Source organism: Streptomyces sp. 4N124 (assembly GCF_052245395.1).
In the GTDB taxonomy this organism is placed as follows: Bacteria; Actinomycetota; Actinomycetes; order Streptomycetales; family Streptomycetaceae; genus Streptomyces.
Genome location: NZ_JBQQBS010000034.1, coordinates 56,927 through 81,744, shown reverse-complemented (window position 1 = coordinate 81,744; position 24,818 = coordinate 56,927). Strand labels below are relative to the sequence as shown.

The 24,818-nt window shown below is 70.2% G+C and carries 28 protein-coding genes; 13 read left to right on the top strand and 15 right to left on the bottom strand.

The features are described from left to right. The first annotated feature begins 26 nt into the window (after positions 1–26). Genes ACTWQO_RS29795 through ACTWQO_RS29780 form a run of 4 tightly spaced genes read left to right on the top strand, consistent with a single transcriptional unit; the run spans position 27 to position 2,040 of the window. Positions 27–455, top strand: coding sequence for a roadblock/LC7 domain-containing protein (locus ACTWQO_RS29795; protein ID WP_301987486.1), 429 nt, complete (start codon positions 27–29; stop codon positions 453–455). Positions 456–457: 2 nt separating this feature from the next. Continuing rightward, complete coding sequence (locus ACTWQO_RS29790; RefSeq protein ID WP_443240461.1) at positions 458–835, top strand: DUF742 domain-containing protein; 378 nt, start codon at positions 458–460, stop codon at positions 833–835. Further along, on the top strand, positions 813–1,415 hold the full coding sequence (locus tag ACTWQO_RS29785; protein ID WP_301982606.1) for a GTP-binding protein: 603 nt from the start codon (positions 813–815) through the stop codon (positions 1,413–1,415). Before ACTWQO_RS29790 ends, ACTWQO_RS29785 begins: the two co-directional genes overlap by 23 nt. Positions 1,416–1,446: 31 nt before the next feature. Continuing rightward, entirely contained in the window at positions 1,447–2,040 is a 594-nt protein-coding gene (locus tag ACTWQO_RS29780; protein WP_443240460.1) for a GAF domain-containing protein, read from the top strand. 102 nt (positions 2,041–2,142) lie between these two features. Here the strand turns inward: ACTWQO_RS29780 and ACTWQO_RS29775 are convergent, their stop codons facing one another. After that, positions 2,143–3,375, bottom strand: coding sequence for an acyl-CoA dehydrogenase family protein (locus ACTWQO_RS29775; protein WP_443240459.1), 1,233 nt, complete (start codon positions 3,373–3,375; stop codon positions 2,143–2,145). A 551-nt stretch (positions 3,376–3,926) separates the two neighbouring features. On the opposite strand from ACTWQO_RS29775, the gene ACTWQO_RS29770 reads away from it, so the two are divergent. Further along, positions 3,927–4,469 carry a tellurite resistance TerB family protein gene (locus ACTWQO_RS29770; RefSeq protein ID WP_443240458.1) on the top strand — a complete coding sequence of 181 codons (543 nt, stop codon included), beginning with the start codon at positions 3,927–3,929 and terminating at the stop codon, positions 4,467–4,469. Positions 4,470–4,523: 54 nt separating this feature from the next. On the opposite strand, the gene dacB is transcribed toward ACTWQO_RS29770, so the two are convergent. The 5 genes from dacB to ACTWQO_RS29745 form a co-directional block, all read right to left on the bottom strand. After that, complete coding sequence (gene dacB, locus ACTWQO_RS29765; protein WP_443240457.1) at positions 4,524–5,804, bottom strand: D-alanyl-D-alanine carboxypeptidase/D-alanyl-D-alanine endopeptidase; 1,281 nt, start codon at positions 5,802–5,804, stop codon at positions 4,524–4,526. Between the two features lie 152 nt (positions 5,805–5,956). Continuing rightward, on the bottom strand, positions 5,957–6,409 hold the full coding sequence (locus ACTWQO_RS29760) for a hypothetical protein (RefSeq protein ID WP_443240456.1): 453 nt from the start codon (positions 6,407–6,409) through the stop codon (positions 5,957–5,959). Then, positions 6,393–6,884 carry an RNA polymerase sigma factor gene (locus ACTWQO_RS29755; protein ID WP_443240455.1) on the bottom strand — a complete coding sequence of 164 codons (492 nt, stop codon included), beginning with the start codon at positions 6,882–6,884 and terminating at the stop codon, positions 6,393–6,395. The genes ACTWQO_RS29760 and ACTWQO_RS29755 overlap by 17 nt, the downstream gene beginning before the upstream one ends. Before the next feature lie 76 nt (positions 6,885–6,960). Continuing rightward, a complete protein-coding gene (locus ACTWQO_RS29750) occupies positions 6,961–7,572 on the bottom strand; it encodes a class F sortase (RefSeq protein ID WP_443240454.1) in 612 nt (203 codons plus the stop codon). Then, positions 7,569–7,955 carry a sortase-dependent protein gene (locus ACTWQO_RS29745; RefSeq protein ID WP_443240453.1) on the bottom strand — a complete coding sequence of 129 codons (387 nt, stop codon included), beginning with the start codon at positions 7,953–7,955 and terminating at the stop codon, positions 7,569–7,571. The genes ACTWQO_RS29750 and ACTWQO_RS29745 overlap by 4 nt, the downstream gene beginning before the upstream one ends. A 271-nt stretch (positions 7,956–8,226) precedes the next feature. Between ACTWQO_RS29745 and ACTWQO_RS29740 the strand changes: the two genes are divergently transcribed. Further along, positions 8,227–9,813 (top strand): carbohydrate-binding protein, encoded by a 1,587-nt coding sequence (locus ACTWQO_RS29740; protein WP_443240452.1) that lies wholly within the window; start codon positions 8,227–8,229, stop codon positions 9,811–9,813. A 58-nt stretch (positions 9,814–9,871) separates the two neighbouring features. On the opposite strand, the gene ACTWQO_RS29735 is transcribed toward ACTWQO_RS29740, so the two are convergent. The 3 genes from ACTWQO_RS29735 to ACTWQO_RS29725 form a co-directional block, all read right to left on the bottom strand. Next, positions 9,872–10,309, bottom strand: a complete 438-nt coding sequence (locus ACTWQO_RS29735) for a hypothetical protein (RefSeq protein WP_443240451.1) — start codon at positions 10,307–10,309, stop codon at positions 9,872–9,874. Positions 10,310–10,518: 209 nt separating this feature from the next. After that, positions 10,519–11,070: a DUF3558 family protein gene (locus tag ACTWQO_RS29730; protein WP_443240450.1), complete on the bottom strand. Its 552-nt coding sequence runs from the start codon at positions 11,068–11,070 to the stop codon at positions 10,519–10,521. A gap of 165 nt (positions 11,071–11,235) precedes the next feature. Then, positions 11,236–12,120 (bottom strand): DUF4394 domain-containing protein, encoded by an 885-nt coding sequence (locus ACTWQO_RS29725; RefSeq protein ID WP_443240449.1) that lies wholly within the window; start codon positions 12,118–12,120, stop codon positions 11,236–11,238. Between the two features lie 275 nt (positions 12,121–12,395). Between ACTWQO_RS29725 and ACTWQO_RS29720 the strand changes: the two genes are divergently transcribed. Then, positions 12,396–13,610, top strand: a complete 1,215-nt coding sequence (locus ACTWQO_RS29720; protein WP_443240448.1) for a PucR family transcriptional regulator — start codon at positions 12,396–12,398, stop codon at positions 13,608–13,610. 7 nt (positions 13,611–13,617) lie between these two features. On the opposite strand, the gene ACTWQO_RS29715 is transcribed toward ACTWQO_RS29720, so the two are convergent. Then, complete coding sequence (locus tag ACTWQO_RS29715; protein WP_443240447.1) at positions 13,618–14,352, bottom strand: helix-turn-helix domain-containing protein; 735 nt, start codon at positions 14,350–14,352, stop codon at positions 13,618–13,620. Between the two features lie 242 nt (positions 14,353–14,594). Here ACTWQO_RS29715 and ACTWQO_RS29710 point away from each other — a divergent pair, with 242 nt between their 5' ends. Genes ACTWQO_RS29710 through ACTWQO_RS29700 form a run of 3 tightly spaced genes read left to right on the top strand, consistent with a single transcriptional unit; the run spans position 14,595 to position 17,023 of the window. Next, positions 14,595–15,266 (top strand): DUF4097 family beta strand repeat-containing protein, encoded by a 672-nt coding sequence (locus ACTWQO_RS29710; protein ID WP_443240481.1) that lies wholly within the window; start codon positions 14,595–14,597, stop codon positions 15,264–15,266. A 12-nt stretch (positions 15,267–15,278) separates the two neighbouring features. Continuing rightward, on the top strand, positions 15,279–16,238 hold the full coding sequence (locus tag ACTWQO_RS29705; RefSeq protein WP_443240446.1) for an ATP-binding cassette domain-containing protein: 960 nt from the start codon (positions 15,279–15,281) through the stop codon (positions 16,236–16,238). Then, positions 16,235–17,023 (top strand): ABC transporter permease, encoded by a 789-nt coding sequence (locus ACTWQO_RS29700; protein ID WP_443240445.1) that lies wholly within the window; start codon positions 16,235–16,237, stop codon positions 17,021–17,023. The genes ACTWQO_RS29705 and ACTWQO_RS29700 overlap by 4 nt, the downstream gene beginning before the upstream one ends. A 99-nt stretch (positions 17,024–17,122) precedes the next feature. On the opposite strand, the gene ACTWQO_RS29695 is transcribed toward ACTWQO_RS29700, so the two are convergent. Both ACTWQO_RS29695 and ACTWQO_RS29690 read right to left on the bottom strand, forming a co-directional pair. After that, complete coding sequence (locus ACTWQO_RS29695; protein ID WP_443240444.1) at positions 17,123–17,509, bottom strand: VOC family protein; 387 nt, start codon at positions 17,507–17,509, stop codon at positions 17,123–17,125. A gap of 75 nt (positions 17,510–17,584) precedes the next feature. Further along, positions 17,585–18,184: a TetR/AcrR family transcriptional regulator gene (locus ACTWQO_RS29690; protein ID WP_443240443.1), complete on the bottom strand. Its 600-nt coding sequence runs from the start codon at positions 18,182–18,184 to the stop codon at positions 17,585–17,587. 100 nt (positions 18,185–18,284) lie between these two features. Between ACTWQO_RS29690 and ACTWQO_RS29685 the strand changes: the two genes are divergently transcribed. Then, positions 18,285–19,058: an alpha/beta fold hydrolase gene (locus tag ACTWQO_RS29685; RefSeq protein WP_443240442.1), complete on the top strand. Its 774-nt coding sequence runs from the start codon at positions 18,285–18,287 to the stop codon at positions 19,056–19,058. A 15-nt stretch (positions 19,059–19,073) separates the two neighbouring features. Here ACTWQO_RS29685 and ACTWQO_RS29680 read toward each other — a convergent pair whose 3' ends face one another. Genes ACTWQO_RS29680 through ACTWQO_RS29670 form a run of 3 tightly spaced genes read right to left on the bottom strand, consistent with a single transcriptional unit; the run spans position 19,074 to position 22,597 of the window. Beyond that, a complete protein-coding gene (locus ACTWQO_RS29680) occupies positions 19,074–21,599 on the bottom strand; it encodes an FtsX-like permease family protein (protein ID WP_443240441.1) in 2,526 nt (841 codons plus the stop codon). Positions 21,600–21,602: 3 nt separating this feature from the next. After that, positions 21,603–22,364 (bottom strand): ABC transporter ATP-binding protein, encoded by a 762-nt coding sequence (locus ACTWQO_RS29675; RefSeq protein WP_443240440.1) that lies wholly within the window; start codon positions 22,362–22,364, stop codon positions 21,603–21,605. After that, positions 22,361–22,597 (bottom strand): hypothetical protein, encoded by a 237-nt coding sequence (locus ACTWQO_RS29670; RefSeq protein ID WP_443240439.1) that lies wholly within the window; start codon positions 22,595–22,597, stop codon positions 22,361–22,363. The genes ACTWQO_RS29675 and ACTWQO_RS29670 overlap by 4 nt, the downstream gene beginning before the upstream one ends. 225 nt (positions 22,598–22,822) lie before the next feature. On the opposite strand from ACTWQO_RS29670, the gene ACTWQO_RS29665 reads away from it, so the two are divergent. Further along, the gene (locus ACTWQO_RS29665) at positions 22,823–24,052 is read left to right on the top strand and encodes a sensor histidine kinase (RefSeq protein ID WP_443240480.1); all 1,230 of its coding nucleotides are present in this window, start codon (positions 22,823–22,825) and stop codon (positions 24,050–24,052) included. A gap of 16 nt (positions 24,053–24,068) precedes the next feature. Beyond that, complete coding sequence (locus ACTWQO_RS29660) at positions 24,069–24,728, top strand: response regulator (protein WP_443240438.1); 660 nt, start codon at positions 24,069–24,071, stop codon at positions 24,726–24,728. Positions 24,729–24,818: the final 90 nt, after the last annotated feature.

Below are 24,818 nucleotides of genomic sequence, written 5' to 3'. Positions count from 1 at the left end.
AGGAGAAGAACGCCACCGTGAGCGACATGTATGCCGGCCAGCAGAAGAATCTGGACTGGCTTCTGGCCGGACTCGTCCAGAGGGTCCCCTACACCCGCAGCGCCCTGCTGCTGTCCTCCGACGGACTGGCGAAGGCCTTTGACGGGTTCGAAACACCGACCGAGGCGGAACACCTGGCCGCCCTGGCGTCCGGTCTGCACTCCCTCGCGCGCAGCGCCGGCGTGCAGTTCGCCCAGGGAGCGGACGTACGGCAGGTGGTGGTGGAGCTGGACACCGCCCTGCTGTTCGTCTGCGCGGCCGGCTCGGGCGCCTGTCTGGCCGTACTGGCCGAGCGGGACGCCGACGCGGCCGTGCTCGGCTACGAGATGGCCATGCTGGTCAAGAGCGTGCGCCCGTATCTGTCCACACCGGCCCGACAGCAGGTGCCCGGCGGTTCGCCGGACGCGGGGCGTTGAGCATGTCGGACGCCGATGACGGGTCGTGGCTCGATGACGAGGCCGGCCGATTGGTACGGCCGTACACCGTCAGCAACGGCCGCACCCGTCCCTCGGCCCATTTCGACCTGCTCACCCTCGTGATCGCCACCGGCGTCCGGCCGCCGACCTACCTCGGACCCGACTACGACCAGGTGCTTGCCCTGTGCGACGCGCCCGTGTCGGTCGCCGAGGTGGCCGCTCATCTGCGGCTGCCGGCCGTCATCACCAAAGTCCTGCTGTCCGACCTCGTGACGCACCAGGCGCTCGCCATGCGGTCGCCGCGTCCCGTCGAGGCAGCTTCCCCGACCGACCGAAACATCCTGGAGGCGGTGCTGCATGGCCTTCGAAAGCGGATCTGATCCCTTTCCCACCGCCCTGAAGATCCTCGTCGCGGGAGGCTTCGGGGTCGGCAAAACCACCTTCGTCGGCGCGGTCAGCGAGATCGAGCCGCTCAGCACGGAGGAACTGCTGACCCAGGTCAGCGCCCGCACGGACAGCCTGGTGGGCATCGAGGACAAGACGACCACCACCGTGGCGATGGACTTCGGCCGACTGGCCCTGGACAAGGACCATGTGCTGTATCTGTTCGGTACGCCCGGACAGGAACGGTTCTGGTTCATGTGGGACGAGCTGTCCAACGGTGCCCTGGGCGCGGTGGTCCTCGCGGACACCCGAAGACTGGACCACTGCTTCGCCGCGGTCGACTTCTTCGAGCGGCGCGGCATCGGCTTCATCGTGGCCGTCAACGAGTTCGACAACGGCTATCGCTACGAGGCCGAAGAGGTCCGCGCGGCCCTCGCCCTCAAGCCCGAGATACCCGTCGTGATGTGTGACGCACGACAGTGCAACTCCGCAACCCGCGTACTGATCGCACTCGTTCAGCATCTGCTCGCCTCGACTCCCGGCACACCGCCCGCGGAACTCAACCCGCTGCGCTGAGGCACCCTCAGCGCGGCCGAATGGAGCCTGCATGTCAGCCCCGGTTCCCTACACCCCGCCGACCCAGTTCGACCCGACCAGCCACTTGCTGCTGACCCCCGAGGACCGGGACGCGCCGGCCCGGGTGGCCCGGCTGCGCGAGCTCGGCATCGGGGACACCCCCATCCCGGAGTTCGACGAGTTCGCGCGCAATCTGGCGCAGGTCACCGGTGCGCCGTTCTCGATGGTCAACTTCATCGACGAGAACCGCCAGTACTTCGCCGGTCTCTACGCCGCCGGCAAGCCTGGCGTGCAGCTGGAGGCGGCGCCGCAGGAGCAGCAGGTCGGCCGCACGATGACGCGGGACCAGGGGTACTGCCCGCATGTCGTCGTCCGTAAGAAGGCGCTCGTACTCGAGGACGTCTGCGACTATCCGCGGTTCGCGGGCAACCGGGTCGTGGATGAGATCGGCATCCGGTCGTACATGGGAGCGCCGCTGATCGACTGGAAGACCGGGATGGCGCTGGGGACGATCTGCGTGGTGGACACGGATACCCATCCGTGGGGGCGGGAAGGGCTGGCGACGATCAAGTCGCTGGCTCAGCAGTTGGTCGAGCGGATCCATGCGATGGAGCTCCGCGGGTAGGGCGGTTCTTCGGCTGCGGGTCCGTTGTGGCTGGTCGCGCCCACGCGGCGGAGCCGCATATCGATACAGTCCCGCGCCCCTTTCGGGGCGCGGGAGCCGCGTTCAGCCCGCGGCCGGTGCCAGCTGGCCCTCCCTGGAGTGCGGGCCGACCGTCCGGACCAGGTGGGACAGGCGTTCGGACCACTGGCCCTTGGACGTGCCGAGGGCTATCTCGCCGAGCCTCAGGAGCTGGATGTCGGAGGTGCCGGCGGGGGCGTAGATGTGGTGGGCGTCGCGGAGGTAGCGCTCCACCGGGCGGTCCGTGAACAGGCCCGCCGCGGCGTGGATTTCCATCGCTTCCGTGGCCGACTCGACGGCGGACTCGTGGTTGAGGAACTTCGCGTTCATCAGCTCCGCGTCGCACGGCAGCCCTTGGTCGAGCAGGTGCACGGCGTGATACGCGGCCAGCCGGGCGGTCATCAGCCGGGACTTCATGCGGCCCAGCTTGAGCTTGATGCTGTTGAGTGCGCCGAGGGGTGCGCCGTACCGCTCCCGCTCGATGCACAGGGCGGTGGTCTCCTCCAGGACGGCCTGGTGGATGCCGAGGGATACGGCGGTGAGGTTGGGGCGTCCGTAGAGGATGCTGGACGAGTAGGCGACGGACAGGCCCTGGCCCTCCGCGCCGAGCCGGTTGGCCGCGGGGATGCGGAGGTTGTCGAAGATCAGCTTGCCGAAGCTGAAGCCGTGCAGGCCCATCGCCGGCTGGTGCTCGGCGAGCGAGAAGCCGGGGCGGTCCGCCTCGACGAGGAAGGCCGACAGGCCCTTCGCTCCCTCGCCGGTGCGTACGACCACTCCGTGCAGGTCACCGACGTGGCTGTTGCCGACGAACACCTTGTGCCCGTTGAGGATGTAGTCGTCGCCGTCACGGACGGCGGTGCTGCTCATGCCCAGGACGTGGCCGCCCGACTCCAGTTCGGTCACCGCGATCGTCGGCAGGCAGTCGCCCGTGGCGATACGCGGCAGCCAGGTGCGCTTCTGCAGTTCGTCGCCGAAGTGAATGATCTTGGCGACGCCCAGCTGGGAGGCCTGCACCATGGCCCCCATCGCTCCGCTGACGCGGGCGAGTTCCTCGATGATGATGGTCTTGGCCAGATGTCCGGCGCCCATACCGCCGTACACCTTGTCGATGGTCACGCCGATCCAGCCCTGCCGGGCGATGAGCCGGGACAGGTCGTGTGCCACCGCTCGCGAAGTCTCCATCTCCGCTATCCGGGGCCGTACTTCTCGCTCGGCAAACTCGCGCACCGTTCGTCGCAGGTCATCGTGCCACCCGCTGGTGAAAAAGTAGCGTTCCACAACCCCTCCAGCACGCTGCCTCCGGCTCCGTGCGGAGCCGGGGGTCATTCGTCGGGCAGTGGTTCCTCGCCCCAGGGCCGACCGCCCAAAGGATTGTCTACTTATCGATCCATCCCAGCCAAGATCAGCATAGAGGGTTGGCCGAAAAACGGTAGCTTGCATTCCGCGCCAACTGTGCGCTATGGAACGGAACTTGGCTTGAACACTGGCAAGTAACGGAGAGAAACCGTTCACGATTGAACAGAGTTCAACCCATACGGTCATGCGCCCACCCATCAGGCAATTGCCCGGCGGGCAGTCGGCGGGGCACATGGACAATCAGTCACCTTCTGTGTGGCTGATATGAGGCCCACATGCTGGATCGATACTCCGTTCGACAGCCGCAGATCAGCCACATTCCCAGGCGTCACATGCCAGCAGGTCTGCACCAAGGGTCACTTGCGCCCCACCGGTTACGGCGGAACTTCGGGCCATGGGGAGGCGTTGCCAGGAGGAAGCCCGGGAATGGTGCGGGCGACCGAACGAAGTGGGCTCAAGCCGAGGTGGCACGTATGGCGATGTGGGATCGGATCAAGGACCAGGCCAAGGGGCTGCAGCAGGGCTCGCGCGGCTCCGGCGGTCACGGGACTCCGGGTGCGCGGTCCGGCGGGGGATCGAAGGCGCAGCTGGTGAGCGCGCTCAAGACCCAGCTCACGTCACTGAAGACGGAGTTGAAGAGCGGCGCCTACCGGGACGCGAGCATGGCCATGTGCGCCCTGGTCGCCGCCGCCGACGGGACCGTCGACCCGGCCGAGCGGCAGCACGTGGAGTCGCTGATCGTCAGCAACGACGTGCTGCAGAACTTCCCGCCCGACCAGCTGCGGCAGCGGTTCAACAAGCATGTCGACCAGCTCGCGGTCAACTTCCAGCACGCCAAGGCGGAGGCCATGCAGGAGATCGCCAAGGCCGCGAAGAAGCCGACCGAGGCCAGGGCCGTCGTACAGACCGGCTTCGTCGTGGCGGGCGCGGACGGCTACATCGCACCGGCCGAGGAGCAGGTCCTGCGCGAGGCGTGCGCGGCACTCGGCCTGTCCCCCCAGGAGTTCGGCCTCTGAGCGAGCCGCCGACCGGCGCCGGGTACTGCCCGGCGCCGGTGGTGCGTGCCGTGCTCAGGACCAGCAGCCGTTGACCGTGGCGGCGAGACCGTCGAGGGCGTCCTTGGTGGCGCTCGCGCTGGCGGGCGAGCCGTTCTCCACGAAGGAGAAGACCCTCCACCGCCCGTCCTGAGCCTTCGTCACGCCGCTCAGGGCGATGGCGCCGGTGAGGGTGCCGGTCTTGGCCCTGACCTTGCCGACGGCGCACCTCGAGGCCGCGGTGTCGAACCGGCCCCACTCGGGACCGAGGGTCGAGCCCGCCTGCCCGGCGACCGGCAGTCCGTCCACGACGTGCCTCAGCGTCCTGGTGTGACGGGGGTCGACGGTCAGATCGAGGATCTCGGCCAGCGTCCGCGCGGGGATCCGGGTGGCCCGGGACAGCCCGCTGCCGTCGTACATCCGGAAGTTGGCCAGCGACACGCCGTACGTCCCGCTGAGCACCGTCCTTACGGCCGCCGTCCCGCCCTCGAAGGTGGCCGGGCGTCCGGCGCCCAGCGCGGTCATCCGCAGCAGTGACTCGGCGATGTCGTTGTCGCTCACCTTGAGCATCCGCTGCACGATCCTGGGCAACTTGGCCGACCGGTGCTGCCCGACGGTGATGTCACGGGCCCCCGCCGCACCGCGGTTGACGCCTCCGGTGACGGTGACGCCCCGCCGGGCGAGGAGCCGCGCGAAGACCTGCCCCGCGTCCAGCGAGGTGTCCATGACGGCGTGCCCGGCCACGGCCAGCGCCCGCACCGGTGTGACCTCGCCGGGGTAGTAGCCGCGCTTCCAGCCGGTGGCGCGGGTGGGCCTGGGGAAGAGACGCGCGTCGACGCGGACCCTCACCGAGCTGACACCGGCCCTCTTCAGGCCCGCGACCGCGTCCTTGGCCAGCGCTTCGAGTTCGCCGGTGGTCAGGGTGTGGTCGCCGCCGCCGACGAGGGTAAGCGTGCCGTGGCCGTGGACGACCTTGGTGGTGAACCGGTGATCGGGGCCGAGGACGGTCAACGCCGCGACAGCGGTGGCGAGTTTGACGTTGGACGCGGGCATCAGCGCGGTCCTCGCGTGGTGCCCCCAGATCGTCCTGTCGGACTTGGCGTCGATGACGACACCGCTGACCCGGCCGCCCAGCCGCCGGTCCCGGACCCGGATGTCGAGGTTGTTCGCCATCTTCCGCTCGGCGCGGTCGAGTTCGGTGGCGGAGCGCTGTGCGGCGGCCGGGTCGGCAGCGACGGCGGACGGAGCGGCGAGCATCGTCGCGGCGAGGGGGGCCGTGGCCACGATCACGAGGGCGCGGCGGAGCGATGGGCTCATCGTTCTGGGCTTGCGGGAACTGGGCATGTGGGGGCCTCGGTGCACGGGGAGAGTGGACAAGTGGTGCGAGCAGAACAGGCACAACTTATGCGGGAATTACCCACCACTCATCGCAAAAACGGCACCAGGCGCATGTCGGCCGTGTCGTCGTGTCAAGGGCTGCTGTCGGACGGGGCGGCCTCCGTCGGGGGCGCCAACGCCGACGGTTCGGCGGGGGTGGGCACTGCCGAGCTGCTCGGCGCACTGGGCACGTCGGTGCTGGGGTTCCGGGTGGGCCCGTCGCTCGCGTCGGACGGCGAGGGGGTGGTGAGGGGCTCCGACGGTGCGGGGGGTGTCGTAGGACCGCTCGGGGGCGGTGGTGCGAGCGGGGCCGAGGGGGCGGCGGGAGTGGTGGAAAGGTGGACCGGCAGGGCGATCAGCGCGGCGACGGCGCAGGTCAGGGCCGCTCCGGCGGCGGCGCGGAGCAGTCGGCGGCGGGACGCGGTGCGGCGGATCGTCTCGTAGTGGCCGGGGGGCGGGGCGAGGTGCTCGGAGGCGGGGCGGAGGATGACCGCGAGGGGGTCGTCCGGTGCGAACTCCGGGTCCTCGTCAAAGCGTGTGGTCAAGGCTTCTCCTCAATTGGACGCGGAGCAGTTCGCGGGCCGCGTGCAGGTCGGCCTTGACGGTTCCTTCCTTACGTCCGGTCAGCACGGACACCTCCCGGATCGGCATGTCAGCGTAGTAGTGCAGCAGGATCGGCACGCGCAGCCGTTCCGGCAGGGACTGCACGAGCAGCCGTACGGACGGGTCCGCCGGTTCGGCGTGCGGGCGTACCGCGACTTCATGGGTGGCTCTGCGCACGGCCTTGCGCTCGCGCTCCAGCTTGCGCCAGTGGTCCCGGACGAGGTTGGCGGCCGTGACGTAGAGGAAACCGCGGGGTTCCTCCACCTTCGTCCAGCGGGCCCACAGCCGGGTGAACGCCTCCGACGCGATCTCGTGCGCCGTCTCGTCGTCGTCGACGAGACGGCGGCACCAGCCGGCCAGGCGCGGGTAGAGGGCGGCGAACAGCTCGGACGCTGCCGTGTCGCGGGACCGTTTCAACGCTCTCCAGGGTGGTGCGGGTTGTGGGGGGCGCTCAGCGCGTGCTCAACTCGTCTTCAGCGCGACCAACTCGTCCTCAGCTCTTGCTCAGCGCGGCAAAGACGATCACGTTGTCGCGGTACTCGTCGCCACTCTTGGGCCCGCCGCAGGTGATCAGTCGCAACTCCGGGCGGTCCACGTCACCGTAGACGTCGTCCGTCGGGAAGTCCGCCTTGGCGACCGTCCGTAGGGCGGTGACGGCGAACTCCGCCTCCGTACCGTTCCCCAGGCGCACCTCGATCCGGTCGCCGCGGTGCAGCTGGTCGAGATGCCGGAAGACCCCGTCGCCGTACTCACCGACCGTCACATGGCCGAGGATCACCGACGGGCCGACCTCTCCCGGTGTCGGCGAGTGCCCGTACCAGCCTGCCCGGTCGTCCGCGGTGATCGGCGGCACTTCCACGGTGCCGTCCGACGCCAGCCCCAGCCGGATGACCGGGGTGTCGACCTCGATGCCGGGGATGCGCAGCCGGACGGGCACGGAACGGCCGGGCGCCTTGGCGGGACCGGGCGTCGACCGTGGTGTGCTTCCCGTGGTCTGCTCGGTCCGCACGCCCTCGTGGCCGCCTCCGCACCCCGTGAGGAACGAGGCCGTCAGCGCACCCGCCGCCGCGGTCGTGAACGTCCGCCTGGAGAGCGGCTCAGTCATACCCCGGTCGCCCGCCGACGCCGTACGACGAAGACCGCCACGCCACTCAGGCCCAGCGCGGCGGCGGCACCGCCGCCGATCATTCCGGCCCCGGGCCCCGAGTCCTGTGACGTCACGCCGGTGTCGGGGGCGCCGCTCGGGACGACCGAGACCTGATCACTCGGGGCAAGCGTCGGCTCGGCGCTGGGGGCGTCCTCCGCCGGCGCGGCAGTCGTCGGCTCGGCCGGCGCGTCACTCGGACTTCCGTCCTCGGCCGGTACGGGGCTCGGCGCGGTCGTCTCCTTGGGGGCCGGGGTCGCCGCCTCGTTGGCGAGCGCGGGGGCGGTGGCCGCCAGTACGGCGGTGCACGCAAGTGCCAGGACGCTGAGGACAGTTCGGCGCATGGATTCGCTCTCTTTCGTCGGACCGCCCGGTATGCGGCGGGCTGTGTGACGGATCGAGCGGAGAGACGACGCAGGGGCGGGGCAGGTTGTAAAGAGATGGCAAAGCCATGAAGGGCTCACCTCGTGCGGCTGTTCATGTTGATGAACAGCAATCACGTACAAGTCATTGACGCGCCCACATCATGGCTCTAGCTTCCGAGAAAGCGCTTTCCCTCATCTGGATGTGAACCAAACCAACCTCATGTGAATCCAAGCGACTTGGAGACGAACGATGCGACTGAGACCAGTGAGACCAGTCATCGCGTCCGTCGGCCTGCTGGCCGGGACACTCGTCGCGCTGTCCGGCACCACCGCGGCACAGGCGGCGACCACCCGCTACGAGGCCGAGAGCTCCCCGGCGGTCTGCACCGGCACCATCGACTCCGACTGGGCCGGCTACTCCGGCAGCGGGTTCTGCAACGGCACCAACTCCACGAGCGGCTCTGCCCAGTTCACCGTGACCGCACCCGCATCGGGCACGGCGACCCTGAACATCCGCTTCGCCAACGGCGCCACCACCGCACGCCCGGCCGGACTGGTGGTCAACGGGTCCACGGTGCAGACGCCGTCGTTCGAGGGCACGGGCGCCTGGTCGACCTGGGTCACCAAGACGCTGACCGTGCCGGTGAACGCGGGCAGCAACACCATCCGGCTCACCCCGACCACCGCGGCCGGTCTGCCGAACATCGACTACGTCGACGTCGTGACGGACGGCACCACCCCGCCGCCGACCGGCAGCGCGCTCTACGTCGCCCCGAACGGCACCGACAGCGCCGCGGGCACCCAGGCGGCGCCGACCACGCTCACCTCGGCGATCAGCCGGATCTCCGCGGGCGGAACCATCTACCTGCGCGGAGGGACGTACAACCAGGCCTCGACGGTCACCATCCCGGCCGGCAACAACGGCTCCGCGAGTGCCCGCACCACCCTGGCCGCCTACCCGGGCGAGACGCCGGTGCTCAACTTCTCGGCGCAGAGCGAGAGTTCGTCGAACCGCGGGCTCCAGCTCAACGCGTCGTACTGGCACATCAAGGGTCTGATCGTCGAACGGGCCGGGGACAACGGCATCTTCGTCGGCGGCAGCAACAACGTCGTCGAGCGCACGGTGACCCGCTTCAACCGCGACACGGGACTGCAGCTCGGCCGGATGACCTCCACCACCCCGACCGCCCAGTGGCCGTCCAACAACCTGATCCTCAGCGCCGAGTCGCACGACAACGCCGACTCGGACGGCGAGGACGCGGACGGCTTCGCCGCGAAGCTGACCTCGGGGACCGGGAACGTCTTCCGCAACGCCGTCGCGCACAACAACATCGACGACGGCTGGGACCTCTACACCTACGCCGACGAGGACCCCATCGGCCCGGTGACCATCGAGGACTCCCTCTCCTACGAGAACGGCACCCTCAGCGACGGCTCCCAGGCCGGCAACGGCGACCGCAACGGCTACAAGCTCGGCGGCGAGGACGTCCCGATCAACCACATCGTGCGGCGCAGCTTCGCCGTCGACAACGGCAAGCACGGGTTCACGTACAACAGCAACCCGGGCTCGATGACGATCTCGAACAACGTCAGCGTCGACAACACCGAGCGCAACTTCAACTTCGACGCGGGCACCTCGGTGTTCCGGAACAACACCTCCTGCCGCAGCGGCAGCGGCACGAACGACCGGATCATCGGCAACTCCGACAGCTCGAACCAGTTCTGGTCCGGCACGAACGGCTCCCGCTGCACCTCCTACGACGGCGCCCTCGGCTGGTCCTTCGCCTCGGACGGCCGGCTGGTCGTGACCTTCGGAGGCACGCAGGTCACTCCCTGATCGCGTCATCACGCAGAGCGGCCCGCCGGACAGCTGATGTCCGGCGGGCCGTCGAGTGTCAGACAGGCCCCGTGATCAGCGGGCGCAGTCGCTCGTGCAGGGTCTCGTCCTTGAAGAACTGCGCGATGTCGACCGAATCGGCGTCGGCGTCATGGGAGAAGTACGGCGGGCAGGACAGGTCAGCCCTCTCGTCGCCACGAAGCGTGAACCTCGTGACCTGTCGGGCTGTCTTCGCTTCGTAGACCTCGAAGGTGTGGACGGCCGGATACACGGCGGCACGCACGGTCGGGTAGTCGCATGTGCCGATCGGTGTGTCGCTCCGCAACCGCACATCTGCCAGACAGACGACCAGCTGCGCCCGCGACACGTCGTGCCGGGTGGATGTCCTGGCGGACTCGTCCTCTGGCGGTATCCACTCCTCCGGCAGCGAGACAGAAGTGAAGACGTTGCGGATGGGGTACTGGGTGAGATCGTCCGGCTCGGCGTCTCCCGCCACCGCCAGGTGCGGCCCTCGGCCGGCATAAGCCGGCGCAGCCGGATCCGGGAAGTGCAGGGAACCGCAGTCTGTCCGGCCGCGTGAGGAGGGCGTCGCGGAGGCAGATGTCGCTGACGGGGCTTGATGTGTCGATGGTGACGATGTGTCCGTCGACGCCGTGCACCCGGCCAAGCTGAGCAGCACTGCCACGAACAGCGCCGACCTGGCCGTCATCGGATGTGGGTCAGGGCCGCGGCGGCGACCGACGCTCCCGCGGGGCACGTGGTGTCCTGCGGTTCCCCGGGTTCCGGAATGGTCGTGGTGCCGACCAGGCGATCGACATCGTGCACCGCGACGAAGATGAAGCAGATCCCCTGGAATTCGGCCTGGATGGCCTTGTGCTGCCCCACCGGCACCTGCGTGACCCGCCCGTTCTTGGTCATGGTCTTCGCGTAGGACAGCGGCAGGTCCAGTGCGAGGCTGACGTTCTGGCCCCCCAGCTTCCAGTGGCACGTCGGCCCGTGCTTGCCGGACTCCTGTGTCCCCCGGCCGCTGATTCCGAGGGCGGCGAGGTCGCGCTCGTCGAGAGCGTCGCACGGCCGCGCCGCCAGCTGCGTCTGGGTGTACTTGCTGGGCTGTGCTGGGGCGGAGGGGGAGGACGAGGTGGCGGCAGAGGACGGGGTGGCGGCGGAGGCAGAGGTGGAGGAGGAGGGTGTCGGACGAGGGGACGATGGCCGCTGCGCGCCCTGCTCGCTCGAACACCCCGCGCTGAGCAGGCTCACGGCAACTACCAGCACAAGTCCGGCTGTTCGGCCGGTGCGCCCGCCCCGGGGACGCCGATCAAGATCGAATCGCGGCATATCGGCACGGTAGTGGCGTCGCGCCGGGACCGGTCCCGGACGGGCGGCCCGCCGGACAGCTACCCGGCGGTCCGCTGACGTACGGGCTCAGCTTCCCGTGAGGGAGATGGCCAGGTCCGTGATGTTGATGGCGAACTTGGACGTGGCGGCGTCGGCCACGAGCGTGGCCTCGCCGGTGAAGATGTTGATGCTGTAGAGGGAGGGCCTGTTGGCGCCGGGGACGGTGAGAGCGGCGAAGGCGGCGTTGCTGACCGTCTTGCCGCCCGACAGGGTGCTGAAGATGTCCATGCCCGCGTTGATCTGCGCGTCGATGCCGAGGTTGCCGGTCGCTGCCAGGGTGCCGTTGTTGGCCGGGGACTGGATGACGACCTGGTCGGTGGTCGTGTTGATGTCGAACAGCGTGGTCGCGGTGGCCCCGTTGAGGTCGTTGTTCGTGTAGGCGGCGGCGGAGACGCCCTTGGTCGTGCCCTCGATCGGCGGGGTGGTGAGGTTCAGGTCCTGGATGGTCGTGTGGTCGTTGAGGTTGTGCCGCAGGTTCTGGCCGGTGTCGCTGATCACACGCAGCCGGTCGGCGGCCGGGTTGAAGTCGACGCCGAAGTTGGTGCCGTGCAGCGTGTACTGGAGCTGGGAGACCTTGGTGATCACGACGTCCGTGGTGGCCGGCGGGGTCTTGATCGTGTAGATGCCGCCCTGGTTACCGACGCCGTACATCAGGCCGTTCTGCACCCGGAAGTCGATGCCGATCAGAGTCGTGTCGCCACTGAGCCCGACGATGTCCCTGACCCAGTTGTTCACGTTCGGCTTGTCGGTCGTGAACGTGGCCATCTGGGTGCCGTCACCGGTGATCCCGAAGGCCACCAGGCTGGGGGTGGCGGCGGCCGAGCCGGTGCCCTGCAGGCCCAGCATGAGCGCCGAGGACACGGACAGGACCGCGATCGCCGCCGCGAGTCTCTTTCGGTTTCCTGATTTCATGGCTGTTTCCCTCCCGTTTGATCGAATGCCATCGAATGAAATTGCGCGCGCAGTGCCTCTGCGAGTGCGAATTTCGACGTCATGGCGGCTCCCATTTAGCCGCCTTCACAGCAGCTCCACAACCGGATCTGCCCACAACACCCCCTTGATCAGCGAACTTTGCACACCGTGACAAATGCCGGGTCGATACCACGGTCTTCGATTCACGCGAAGTGATAAATCCCGTCCGGATTTCGTCTGTCGAGCCGCTCTCCTGCGCTGGCAGGCTCCCGTCCATGGGGAGCCTCTTCGCTGAACTGGCCCGGCAGGCGTCGACCAACGCCCGCCGGGAGGTCGAGACGTACGCACGCGAGATTCCGGAGTTCCGATTTCTGGATACAGACCCCCGGGCCAGGGGCGAGACGATGGAGTACTCGGTGTGGCTCCGGCGCCGGACGATCGAACTGTCCCCGGGCAACAGCGAGCTGACCGCCGACGACCTCCGCTACATCGCGTCCATCGGCGAGGTTCGGGCCGCTGCCGGAATGTCCTCGGATTCACGGCAGCGGGTGCTGCGCGTGCACACCGCGCTCATGCTGCGCGACATCCACGAGGCGACCGAGAGCCAGCGCGGCGGCGATGTCGAGGAACTCATGCAGGTGATGACCTGGTTCGCCCCGCAGGGCGACCGCGGCATCGTCGCCTACCGACAGGGATTCGTTACGGTGCTGCGGCGCCGACTGCCGTACGTCGAACAGGTCGCCCTGCTGGCCAGGTCACTGCTGACCGGCGATCCCATGGCCACCGACCTCGCCCCCGCCCTCGGCCTGGAAGTCCCCGAATTCTGCGCGGTGACGGTGATCCGGGTGCCGGACCGCCCCGCCGGTGACCGTGACCTGGACAACGAGATCGAGGCGCTGGTGAAGACGCACCGGGTGCCGGTCGTGTGGTGCCCGGAGGGCGGAACGCGGGGTGGTGAGCTGATCGCCGTAACTCCGTGTGCGGACGAAGAGTTACGGCAGTCCCCCGCGCCCGTGACTGATCTCGTACGGGATTTCGCCGAGGCCCTCGGCCGCCCCTGCGCCGCCGGCACCGCCACCGCACCCCGGTCCGATCTCGCCGACGCCCTCGACCGGGCCCGGCGGATCAGCGCGGCGGCCCCGCTGCTGCCGGCATCGGCCCGGCCGCGGGTGCACACCATGCCGGACGTCTTCGTCGAACTCGCCGTCGCGGACGTGCCGTTCGTCGACGCCTGGCTCCACACGGTGGCCCGGCGCCTCGACTCCGGCCCCGACCTCCTCGTCACCCTCGACGCGTACTACCGCCACGACATGAACCGCGGCGCCACCGCGACCGCCCTCAACATCCACCCCCGCACCCTCGACTACCGCCTCCGCCGCGTACGCGAACTCACCCGCATCGACCCGGGCTCGACCTCCGGCGTGCGGACGCTGAGTTCGGCCGTGACGCGGCGGCTGTCGGGGGCGTGGGACCGGGAGACGGCGACCTGAACGCGGCTCAGTCCGTGCCGCCCGGCGTCGTCTCGGGTTTCGTCCGCAGGATGTCGCGGGCCTGCTCCGCCGCGCGGGTGGTGCTCTCGGCGACGAAGTCGAGGAAGCGGGCGATGTTCTCGAAGCGGACGCCGGCCGGGGTGTCGGGGCCGAGGACGCTCACGCCCTGCCGTGCGGTCTCGACGGTCTGCACGAGGGCCTGGGCGCTGGCCATCATCGACTGGTACCAGATGTCGTCGTCGACGACATAGCGCTCGCGGCGGCGTTCGTCGCGTTCCCGGCGGACGAGGCTCTGGGTTTCGAGGAACGCGACCGCTTTGGAGATGGACGCCGGGCTGACCTGGAGGCGCTGGGCGAGTTCGGACGCGGTGAGGCTGCCCGAGTCACTGATGCAGAGGCAGGCCATCACCCGGGCCATCATCTTGGGCGTGCCCGACGCCATGAGGACGGTGGTGAACACCTCCTCGTACTCGCGCACCGCCTCCGGGTCGCGTCCGTAGGCCTGCGGGGGTGCCTGCGGACTCGGAGGTGCGGCCTGCTTGCGGCGGTGGGCGCGGTGTTCGGTGGCCCGGTGCGCCAGGTCGGCGCGGTAGCCGGTGGGGCCGCCGTTGCGCATGACCTCGCGGGTGATGGTCGAGGTCGGGCGTTCGAGACGTCTGGCGATCTCCGCGTAGGCGAGTCCGTCGGCCAGTCCCAGCGCGATCTGCTGGCGTTCCTGCTGGGTGAGTCTGCCTCCCGGCATCGCTGCCTCCTTCGTGGTCCGTGGCCTCCACCATAGCGTTCACTTCCAATTCATTGCAACAGGTAGAGGAGGGCTTGTTGCATTACTTTCAGGATTGTTGCAACGATTTCTCTGCAGTGACCTGCAGTGATGGTGATTACGCGCAACGACTTAGTTGCCACATCTTTGAATGCAACGTAGCGTTTCTGTCATAGGAAACAGCGACTGCCAAGGAGCACACCATGTACAAGGGCCAGCACACGATGCAGAAGTTCGACACCGCCGCCCCGATCTCGGCCCACTTCGACATTCCGGCCGGACGCATCCAGCTCATCGCCGCGGACCGCGCCGACACCACCGTCGAGGTGCTGCCCGCGAACGCCGCCAAGAGCCGCGACGTGAAGGCGGCGGAGCAGATCGAGGTCACCTACGGCGACGGACTGCTGCGGATCTCAGCCCCACCCGCGAAGAACAAGTACCTCGGCCCCTCCGGAGCCGTCGAGGTGACCGTCCGGCTGCCCGCCGGCTCCCGCGTCGAGGCGAAGACGGCCGCCGCCGAGTTCCGCGGCGTCGGACGGCTCGGCGATGTCGTCGTCGCGGACGGCTACCGCTCGGTCAAGCTCGACGAGGCGGCGAGCGCCCGCCTCACCGCCGCCGACGCCGACATCACCGTGGGCCGCCTCACCGGCCCGGGCGAGATCAGCACCCAGCGGGGCGACATCCAGATCACCGAGGCCGCGAGCGGCACCGTCACCCTGAGCACCCAGCAGGGCGACATCACCATCGGCGCCGCCCACGGAGTCTCCGCCACCCTCGACGCCGGCACCGGCTACGGCCGCGTCAACAACGCGCTCAAGAACACCGACGGCGCCGCCGCCGGCCTGAACATCCACGCCACCACCGCCTACGGCGACATCGCCGCCCGCAGCCTGTAAAGGAGCAACGTCATGACCAACCTGGCCATCGCGGCGAACGGGCTGCGCAAGTCCTACGGCGACAAGACCGTCCTCGACGGCATCGACCTGAACGTGGCGGAGGGATCGGTCTTCTCCCTGCTCGGCCCGAACGGGGCCGGCAAGACCACCGCCGTCAAGATCCTCTCCACCCTGATCGGCGCCGATGCCGGTGTCATCAGCGTCGGGGGCCACGACCTCGCCGCGGACCCGCAGGCCGTGCGCGGCGCGATCGGTGTCACCGGGCAGTTCTCGGCCGTGGACGGGCTGATCACCGGTGAGGAGAACATGCTCCTCATGGCGGATCTGCACCACCTGTCCAAGTCCGAGGGGCGGCGGGTCGCCGCCGAGCTGCTGGAACGCTTCGACCTGGTCGAGGCGGCGAAGAAGCCCGCCTCCACCTACTCCGGCGGCATGAAGCGGCGGCTCGACATCGCCATGACGCTGGTCGGCAGTCCGCGGATCATCTTCCTGGACGAGCCGACCACGGGTCTCGACCCGCGCTCACGCCACAACATGTGGCAGATCATCCGCGGCCTGGTCTCGGACGGGGTCACCGTCTTCCTCACCACGCAGTACCTGGAGGAGGCCGACGAACTCGCCGACCGCATCGCGGTGCTGAACGACGGCAAGATCGCCGCCGAGGGAAGTGCCGACGAGCTCAAGCGGCTCATCCCCGGCGGACACGTCCGCCTCCACTTCACCGACCCGGCCGCCTACCAGTCCGCCGCCACGGCGCTGGTCGAGGTCACCCGGGACGACGAGGCGCTGGCTCTGCAGATCCCCAGCGGCGGCAGCCAGCGCGAGCTGCGCTCCCTCCTCGACCGGCTCGACTTGGCCGGCATCGAGGCGGACGAGCTGACCGTGCACACCCCCGACCTCGACGACGTCTTCTTCGCCCTCACCGGCAGCGGTGCCACCGTCCCCAACCAGCCCAAGGAGGCTGTCCGATGAGCAACCTCTCCCTCGCCGTGCGCGACTCCTCCACCATGTTGCGGCGCAACCTGCTGCACGCGCGCCGCTACCCCTCGCTCACGCTGAACCTGCTGCTCACGCCGGTCATGCTGCTGCTGCTCTTCGTCTACATCTTCGGCGGGACCATGAGCGCGGGCATCGGCGGCGGAGACCGCTCCGCGTACATCGCCTACATCGTCCCGGGCATCCTGCTGATGACCCTCGGCTCCACGACGATCGGCACCGCGGTCTCCGTCTCCAACGACATGACCGAAGGCATCATCGCCCGCTTCCGCACCATGGCCATCCACCGCGGCTCGGTGATCATCGGACACGTCATCGGCAGCGTGCTGCAGGCGATCATCAGCGTCGTCCTCGTCGGCGCCGTCGGCGTCGCCATCGGCTTCCGCTCCACCGATGCCACCCTCCTGGAATGGCTCGCCGCGTTCGGGCTGCTCGTGCTCTTCGCCCTGGCGCTCACCTGGATCGCGGTCGGCATGGGCCTGGTCAGTCCGAACGCCGAGGCGGCCAGCAACAACGCCATACCGCTGATCCTGCTGCCGCTCATCTCCAGCGCCTTCGTCCCGCTCGACGCGATGCCCGGCTGGTTCCAGCCCATCGCCGAGTACCAGCCCTTCACACCCGCCATCGAAACCCTGCGCGGCCTGCTGCTGCTCGGCACCGAGATCGGCAACAACGGATGGATCGCCGTCGCCTGGTGCCTCGGCCTCGCCGTACTCGGCTACCGCTGGTCGACCTCGAAGTTCAACCAGGACCCGAAGTAACGGCCATCACGACGCGGGCCATCCCGCAACGCGTCCCACCCCGGGGCGGCGTACACCGGCACCCCACCGGCGTACGCCGCCCCGTCCGTGTGCCCGCGCCTACTTGGTGTGCACGATCTGGATCAGATTGCCGCAGGTGTCATCGAGGATGGCGGTGACGGCCGGTCCCATGTCCAGCGGCTCCTGGGCGAACCGCACGCCGAGCCCGCGCAGCCGATCGAACTCCGCCTGTACGTCGTCGACGGCGAAGGAGACGGCCGGGATGCCCTCCGCGGCCAGCCCTTCCTTGTACGCCTTCACCACGGGGTGGCGGGAGGGCTCAAGGAGGAGTTCGGTGCCGTCGGGATCCTCGGGGGAGACCAGGGTGAGCCAGCGGTCCTCGCCCATGGGGACGTCGTGCTTCGTCCGGAAGCCGAGCGCATCGGTGTAGAAGCGCAGCCCCTTCTCCTGGTCGTCGACGAAGACGCTGGTCAGATGGATCCTCATGGTGTGCCCTCCGGGTATCGGGCCTGAGCCATCGGATGACGATGACCACCAGCTCATCGCGGATACGCCGACCTATCAAGTCGCGCGCCCCGCCACCGCCGCCTGGGTCAGCGTCCTCGCCGTCCGCACCGCGCTCGCCACCGCTTCCTCGGGATCCAGCCCGCACAGGTCGGTCAGGCAGAACAGCGCCTCCGCGCTCACCACGACGGCCAGATCCCGTTTGAGTTGTACGACGGCCTCGGGGTCCGTCGCCTCCAGAGGCGCGAGGGCGTGGTCGATGAGGCCGAAGCGGATGCCGGGGCGGTAGGCGGCGGCCTCGGGGCGGGTGATGGTGGCCGAGATCATCGCGCGGACGGCGCCTTCGCGGGCGAGGACGCCGCGGAGCAGGAACTCGCAGGCGTGGGCGACCCGTTCGACGGGGTCGCGGGAGTCGGCGACGGGCGCGAGTGCCTCGGCGGGGGCGGGCCAGACGCCGGCGAGGGCCTCACTGATCAGTGACGGAAGATCGGGGAAGTACCGGTAGGCGGTGGCCTCGGACACCTCCGCCGCACGGGCGACCGCGGGCATGGTCACCTCCGCGCCGGTGCCGATGAGGCCGCGCGCGGCCTCGACGATCGCCGCGCGGGTGCGCTTCTTCTGGTTGCTGCGGCCGGTGTCGGTCCTGGTGATCGCCATGCCTGCCCTCACTTCCTTCGCCCCACCACCTTACCAAGAGTTTGCCTTCATCATGAGAGTTCACTTGCACGAAGAGAGGACACCCGCATAATCTCCCCGCATGACCACTACCGTCCACACCCTCCCCCTCGCCTCCGACGACCTCGGCCTCACCGTCGACGACCGGGGCGAGGGCCGCCCCTTCCTGCTGCTGCACGGCGGCGGCGGTCCGCAGACCGTGGCACAGTTCGCCGGGCTGCTCTCCGAGAAGGCCCGGGTGCTCACCCCTGTCCACCCCGGCTTCGGCGGCACCGCCCGCCCCGACGGGCTGACCGACATCCCCGCCCTCGCCCGGATCTACGCTCAACTGCTCGACGTACTCGGCCTGACGGACGTCACCGTCGTCGGCAACTCCATAGGCGGCTGGATCGCCGCCGAACTGGCCCTGCTCGGCAGCGACCGGATCAGCGGCGTCGTCCTGGTCGACGCGGTCGGCATCGAGGTCCCCGGCCACCCGGTCGCCGACACCTTCTCCCTGACGCCCGCCGAGCTGGCCCGCCTCTCCTTCCACGACCCGGCGAAGTCCCCCGCCCTCGCCGCCGCCCCCTCCGCGTCCCAACTCGCGGTCATGGCCACCAACCGCGCCGCCCTGGAGGTGTACTCAGGCCCGCACGCCATGGCCGACCCGACCCTCCGCGAGCGCTTGGTGAAGGTCACCCACCCCACCCTCGTGGCCTGGGGCGAGAGCGACCGGATCGTCGACGCCGACTACGGACGCGCATACGCGGCGGCCGTCCCGGAGGCCCGCTTCGAACTGATCCCCCGCGCCGGTCACCTGCCGCAAGTGGAGAACCCCGAGCAACTCCTCGCGCTGCTCGGGGACTTCACCAAGTGATCACCAGGTGACCCATCACTCCCGTACCGACAGCGCGTCCGCCGGTGCCGTCCGGAGCGCCTGCCGCGTCGGCAGTTCGACCGTAAGAAAGGCCGTGCAGACGACCAGGATGGCGAGGGCGGGCAGGAGCCACGGTGGGCCCGCGGGCCAGGGGCGGTCCAGGAAGCCGATGCCGAGCAGGGCCAGGGGGATCACCGACAGCAGCACGCCCGTGACGAGGGACGCCGCGCCGATCACCGCGGCCTCGCGGCGCATCATCGCCAGGATCTGCCGGGGCGTCGTGCCGTTCAGGCGGAGCGTGGCGATCTCGTTACGGCGCTGGGCGGTCGTGGCGACGAGCTTGTTGGCGATGCTCAGCAGCAGATAGCCGAGGAGTACGACGATGACGGCCAGGTTGATCCACACCTCGGGCGGCGCCTCGCTGAGCCCCTCACCGTCTCCGGTGTCGGTCGGCTCCAGCACCAGCCCGGGCCGCGACCCCACCACCTCGGCGAGATCGCGCTCCGCCGCCTCACTGCCGTCGGTGCGGACGAGGACGCTCTGGTCGAGCCCGGCGGTCGTGTGCCCCTTCGCGAGATCGTGGGACAGGGCGACCGGACCGAAGCCCAGCCCGCGGTCGTAGACGGCGACGACCCGCGCCTCGACCCGGGCACCGTCACCGAGCACCAGATTCACCGTCCTGCCCAGCTCCGCCCCACGCATCCGCGCGACCTCACTGCTGACGGCGACGGTGGCACCGGTGAGCCGGTCCAGGCTCCCGTCCCGGACGCCGAGGTCGAGCACCGACCCCGCGTCCGGCGTCAGGATCATCGCCGTACCGGACTCGACCTCGTCCTCGCCGAGCAGCTTGTAGGGCCACACCACGGTCGTGGAACTGACGGGAGCAGCCGCTCGTACGCCATCCGTGTCGCGTACGGCCGTCAGCGCGTCGGCGGGCAGTCCGCCCAGGCCGGGTGCGGTGAGGCGCTGCTGGGCCAGGGTGCCGGTGCGGACGTCGTCCGCGGTGGCCGCCATCACCGTCGTCTGCGTGAAGGTGTACGTCAGCACGAACACGACCGCCATCGCGAGGGCGCTGACGACGCCCGCGAGCCGCATGGCGTAACCGCGAATGTTCGACACGGCCAGCCAGGTCGGCGCCGAGACACCCGGGCGCAGACGGCGTGCCGCCATGTTGCCGACGCCCCGGACCAGGGCGGGGCCCGCCAGCGCCAGGCCGATCGCGCCGATGATCCCGGCGAGGGAGGTGGCCGTGGAGCCCAGGACCGTGCGGCTCAGCAGCGGGACGGCCGAGAGGGAGGTCGCGGCGACGATGAGCAACAACCCCGCGCGGGTGCGCAGCCTCGACGGGGTGCGGGGTTCGCTGCGGGACTCGGCGACCGCCTCAGTGGCCGGCATGCGGGAGGTGCGCCAGGCGGCACCCCGGGCGGACAGCTGGACGGCGGCGGCCAGGAGCAGGACCGTGGCGAGGGCGGGAAGAGGGCTGAGGGTGAGCGGCAGGGCCTGCGGCAGGACCCCGCGGTCGACCAGGAGATCGCGGAACTGCCCGGCCAGCAGATAGCCCAGCGCCACGCCCGGCACCATCGCCACGCCCGCGATGAGCGTGGCCTGCGTCGCGGCAAGTCGCCGTATCTGCTTCGGAGTCGCGCCCACGGCCCGCATCAGGGCCAGGTCGCGCCGCTGCCCGCCGACCGCCACGGCCAGCGCGCTCGCCATGACGAAGCCGATGATCAGCAGGACGATGCCGGCCAGTGAACCGGCGAGCAGGATCAGCAGGGAGCGGGCGGCCCCGGCGCCGGGGGACTCGACGTCTCCCCGGTCGCCGCCGGTGGACACGGTGAGGCCGGTGCCCCGTACTTCGGCGCGGGCCGCGGTGGCGCCCCCGTCCTCGGCGTCGGGCTCGGTGCGCAGGGCGACCAGGTCGACGGTGCTGCCGCCGGACAGCTCTCGGGCCGTCGTATCGGCGAAGAGGATTCCGGCGCCGGGTGCGTCGACGACCGCGGAGAGACGGTAGTCGGTGGCGGGGCGGCCCACCGCGGCGATCCGTACCTGGTCGCCGACCTGGACTCCGGCGGCCCGCGCGGTCTCGCTGTCGAGGGCCACCTGACGCGAGCCGGCGGGCGCGGTGCCGTCGACCTCGGCGTCCTCGTACAGCTCCTGGGACGACCAGCCGTGCCCGGCCGTCTGCGGTTCCTCGGACGGTACGACCTGACCGCGCGCGTCGACGACGGCTGCGGGAAAGCCGATGTCGCCGACCGCCTTGGTGACGCCCGGCAGTTGGGACAGCTCGTCGACCAGCCGGGCCGGGACCGCCCCGCGCTCCGGGAGCGCGATCGGCAGGTCGGCGGGCGGGCGGTAGTTCTGGTCGGTGGAGACCACGACATCCGCTCCGGCGAGGCGGCCGGTGGGCAGCTGGGAGCGCAGGCCGGACTCGGCGAGGACGCCGGTGCCGGTGATGAGCGCCGCGCCGCCGAGGACCGCGCAGGCCACCGCGAGAAGTGCGGTGATGCGGTGGCCGGCCATGCGTACCGCGAGATGCAACATGGGTTACGCCTCTCCCAACGCGACGAGACGGGCGGCCAGTTCGGGCGCGGTCGGCTTGTACAGGGTCTCCGTCACGCGGCCGTCGGCCATGACCAGGGCCTGGTGCGCCTGGGCGGCGGCGGCCGGGTCGTGGGTGACCATCACGACGGTCTGGCGGAGTTCGTCGACGAGTTCGCGCAGCAGGTGGAGCACCTGGTGGGCGGTGCGCAGATCGAGGGCGCCGGTCGGTTCGTCGGCGAACACCACGGCGGGCTTGGCGACCAACGCCCGGACGATGGCGGCGCGTTGCTGCTGGCCGCCGGAGAGTTCGGCGGGCCGGTGGCTGAGCCGGTCGGCCAGTCCGACACGCGCCACCAGCGCCATCAGCCAGTCCTTGTCGGGGGCGCGGCCCGCCAGGCGCAGCGGCAGGGTGATGTTGTCGGCGATGCTGAGGGAGGGGACGAGGTTGTAGGACTGGAAGACGAAGCCGACGCGCTCACGGCGCAGTTCGGTGCGGCGGGTCTCGTTCAGGCCGCCGATCTCGTGGCCGTCGATGGCGACGCTGCCCTCGGTCGGGGAGTCCAGCCCGGCGGCGCAGTGCATCAGCGTGCTCTTGCCGGACCCGGACGGCCCCATCACGGCGAGGAAGGTGCCGTGCCTGACCGTGAGCGACACATCGTCCAGGGCTCGTACGCCACCCGGATACCTCTTGCTGACGTGCGCCAGCGCGATGGCGGGCGCGTGGCCCGTGACCGTACGGGGAGTTCCCGCGGAGGGCGCCCTCATCGCCGGCCCCGCAGCCGCTGCACGACGAGCGCGGTCACGCAGATCGCGGTGACCGCGCCGCACGCGAGGTGGATGTGGGTCGCCGCGCCGCTGTAGGAGGCGGCCATGTTGCCGACCACGCTGATCACCAGCACGACCCAGAGCGTCGTCCGGGCGAGGTCGGAGAGGGTCAGGGCGCGCGGCCGGGGGGTGTCCGTGTCGGCGGCGAGGTGGTAGCGGTCGGTGGTGGTCATGGCCTGCTCCTTGGCTCCTTCGGTGATGCGCTGTCGGTCACCGAAGCTACGGATCGTGACCCCCTGTCTCCGAGCCCGCAGGCCGCCCGGTTCGGGGTACAGCAGGCTGTACCTCTGTCCTCCTCCGTATGACGGCGCAGCGGCCGACCCCCTAGGGTCATTGACGTGCACGCCGAAACCGCCGCCCCCACGGACGGCAACAAGGCCGCCCCCGCCCGCCCCGGCATCCGGGAGACCGCCGTCCGCGCCGCCCGTGCTGCCGGCGCCGCGCTGGAACAGCTCGCCGGCGGGCTCGGTACCGCCGTGGTCGCGCTGGCCGTCCTGCTGTGGCTGCTGTTCGCCACCGTCACCGTTCCGCTCGGCGTCGGCCTGCTCATGGCACCCCAGGTGCTGCGCGCCCTGCACACGCTGGCCGACCGCGAACGCGCCCGGCTCGGCCGCTGGGGACCCGAGGTCATCGGCCCGGGTCCGGCCCCCACCCGGCTGCGGCTCGCCCTCGTCGACGCGACCACCCGGCGGGAGCTGCGCTGGCTGCTGCGCCACGCCACGCTGGGGTTCCTGCTCGGCTTCGTCGGTGTGCTGCTGCCGCTGATGGCCGTGCGCGACGCGCTGTTCCCGGCGTACTGGCGGCTGTTGCCGAAGGAGACCAACAGCACGTCGCTGGGGTTCGACCCCGCGCAGACCTGGCCGGACGCGCTCGCCGTCTCCCTGCTGGCCCTCGGCTGGATCGCGATCATCGTGGGGCTCACGCCGGGCATGGCACGGCTGCAGGCGGCGCCCGGACGGCGGCTGCTGTCCGCCGGGCCCGATGTCGACCTGTCCCTGCGGGTCGCCGAGCTGACCGCCACCCGGGCCGCCGCGCTGGACGCCCACGCCACCGAGCTGCGCCGGATCGAGCGCTCGTTGCACGACGGCACGCAGAACCGGATCGTCACCGTCACCGTGCTGCTCGGCGCCGCCCGCCGCATGGTGGCCCGGGATCCGGCCGGCGCCGAGGAACTGCTCGAACGTGCCCAGGGCGCCGCCGAACAGGCCCTCGCCGAACTCCGCGGCGTCGCCCGGGGCATCCTGCCGCCGGTGCTGGCCGACCGCGGCCTCGAAGGCGCCCTCAGCGGACTCGCCGCGTCCTGCGCGGTGCCCTGCCGGATCGACGTCGACGCGCCCGCGCGGTGCGCCGCGTCCGTCGAGGCGACCGCCTATTTCGTGGTCGCCGAAGCACTGACCAACATCGCCAAGCACAGCCAGGCCGACAACGCCACCGTCACCGTGCGCAGCCGCGGCGGCCTGCTGCATCTGACCATCACCGACGACGGCCGGGGCGGCGCGGACGAGGAGGGCGGCTCCGGACTGACCGGCATCCGCCGCCGGATCGCGGCCCTCGACGGCACCCTCGCCGTGACCAGCCCGCCCGGCGGCCCGACAACACTGGAAGTGGAACTGCCATGCGGAACATGACGAAGCGGGAGCGTTCATGCGGATCGTGATCGCCGAGGACGACCCGTTGCTGCGCGAGGGCCTCGCTCTCCTCCTGCGCGCCGAGGGCCTGGACGTCGTCGCCACCGCCGGTACGCCCGACGGCATCCTGGACGCCATCGACGAGCACAAGCCCGATGTCGCCATCCTCGACGTACGGATGCCGCCGACGCACACCGACGAGGGGATCGTCGCGGCGGTCGAGGCGCGGCGGCGCAGGCCCGACCTCGCCGTGCTCGTCCTGTCGGCCTACGTCGAGCAGAGCTTCGCCAGCGATCTGCTGGGCGGCGGAGTGGACAGGCTCGGCTATCTGCTGAAGGAACGGGTCGGCCGGGTCGAGGAGTTCCTCGACGCGCTGCGGCGCGTGGCGGAGGGCGGCACCGCCATCGACCCCGAGGTGGTCGCCCAGCTGTTCACCCGCAGCCGCGAGGACACCCGCCTGGAACGGCTCAGCCCCCGGGAGCGGGACGTGCTCGCGCTGATGGCCGAGGGGCTCGGCAACAGCGCCATCGCCGAGCGGCTCGTCGTCACCGACGGCGCCGTGCACAAGCACATCCGGAGCATCTTCGCCAAGCTGGATCTGTCGCCGCAGGACCAGGTGGACCGGCGGGTGGCGGCGGTGCTGCGGTACCTGGAGGACGTACAGCGAAGGGGCTGAGGTACAGCAGGCTGTACGTCGCCACGGCAGCAATCCCCACCGCACAGAGGCCAGTTGGCCGGATCGTCCGGAAGCCGCCGGCTTCCTAGG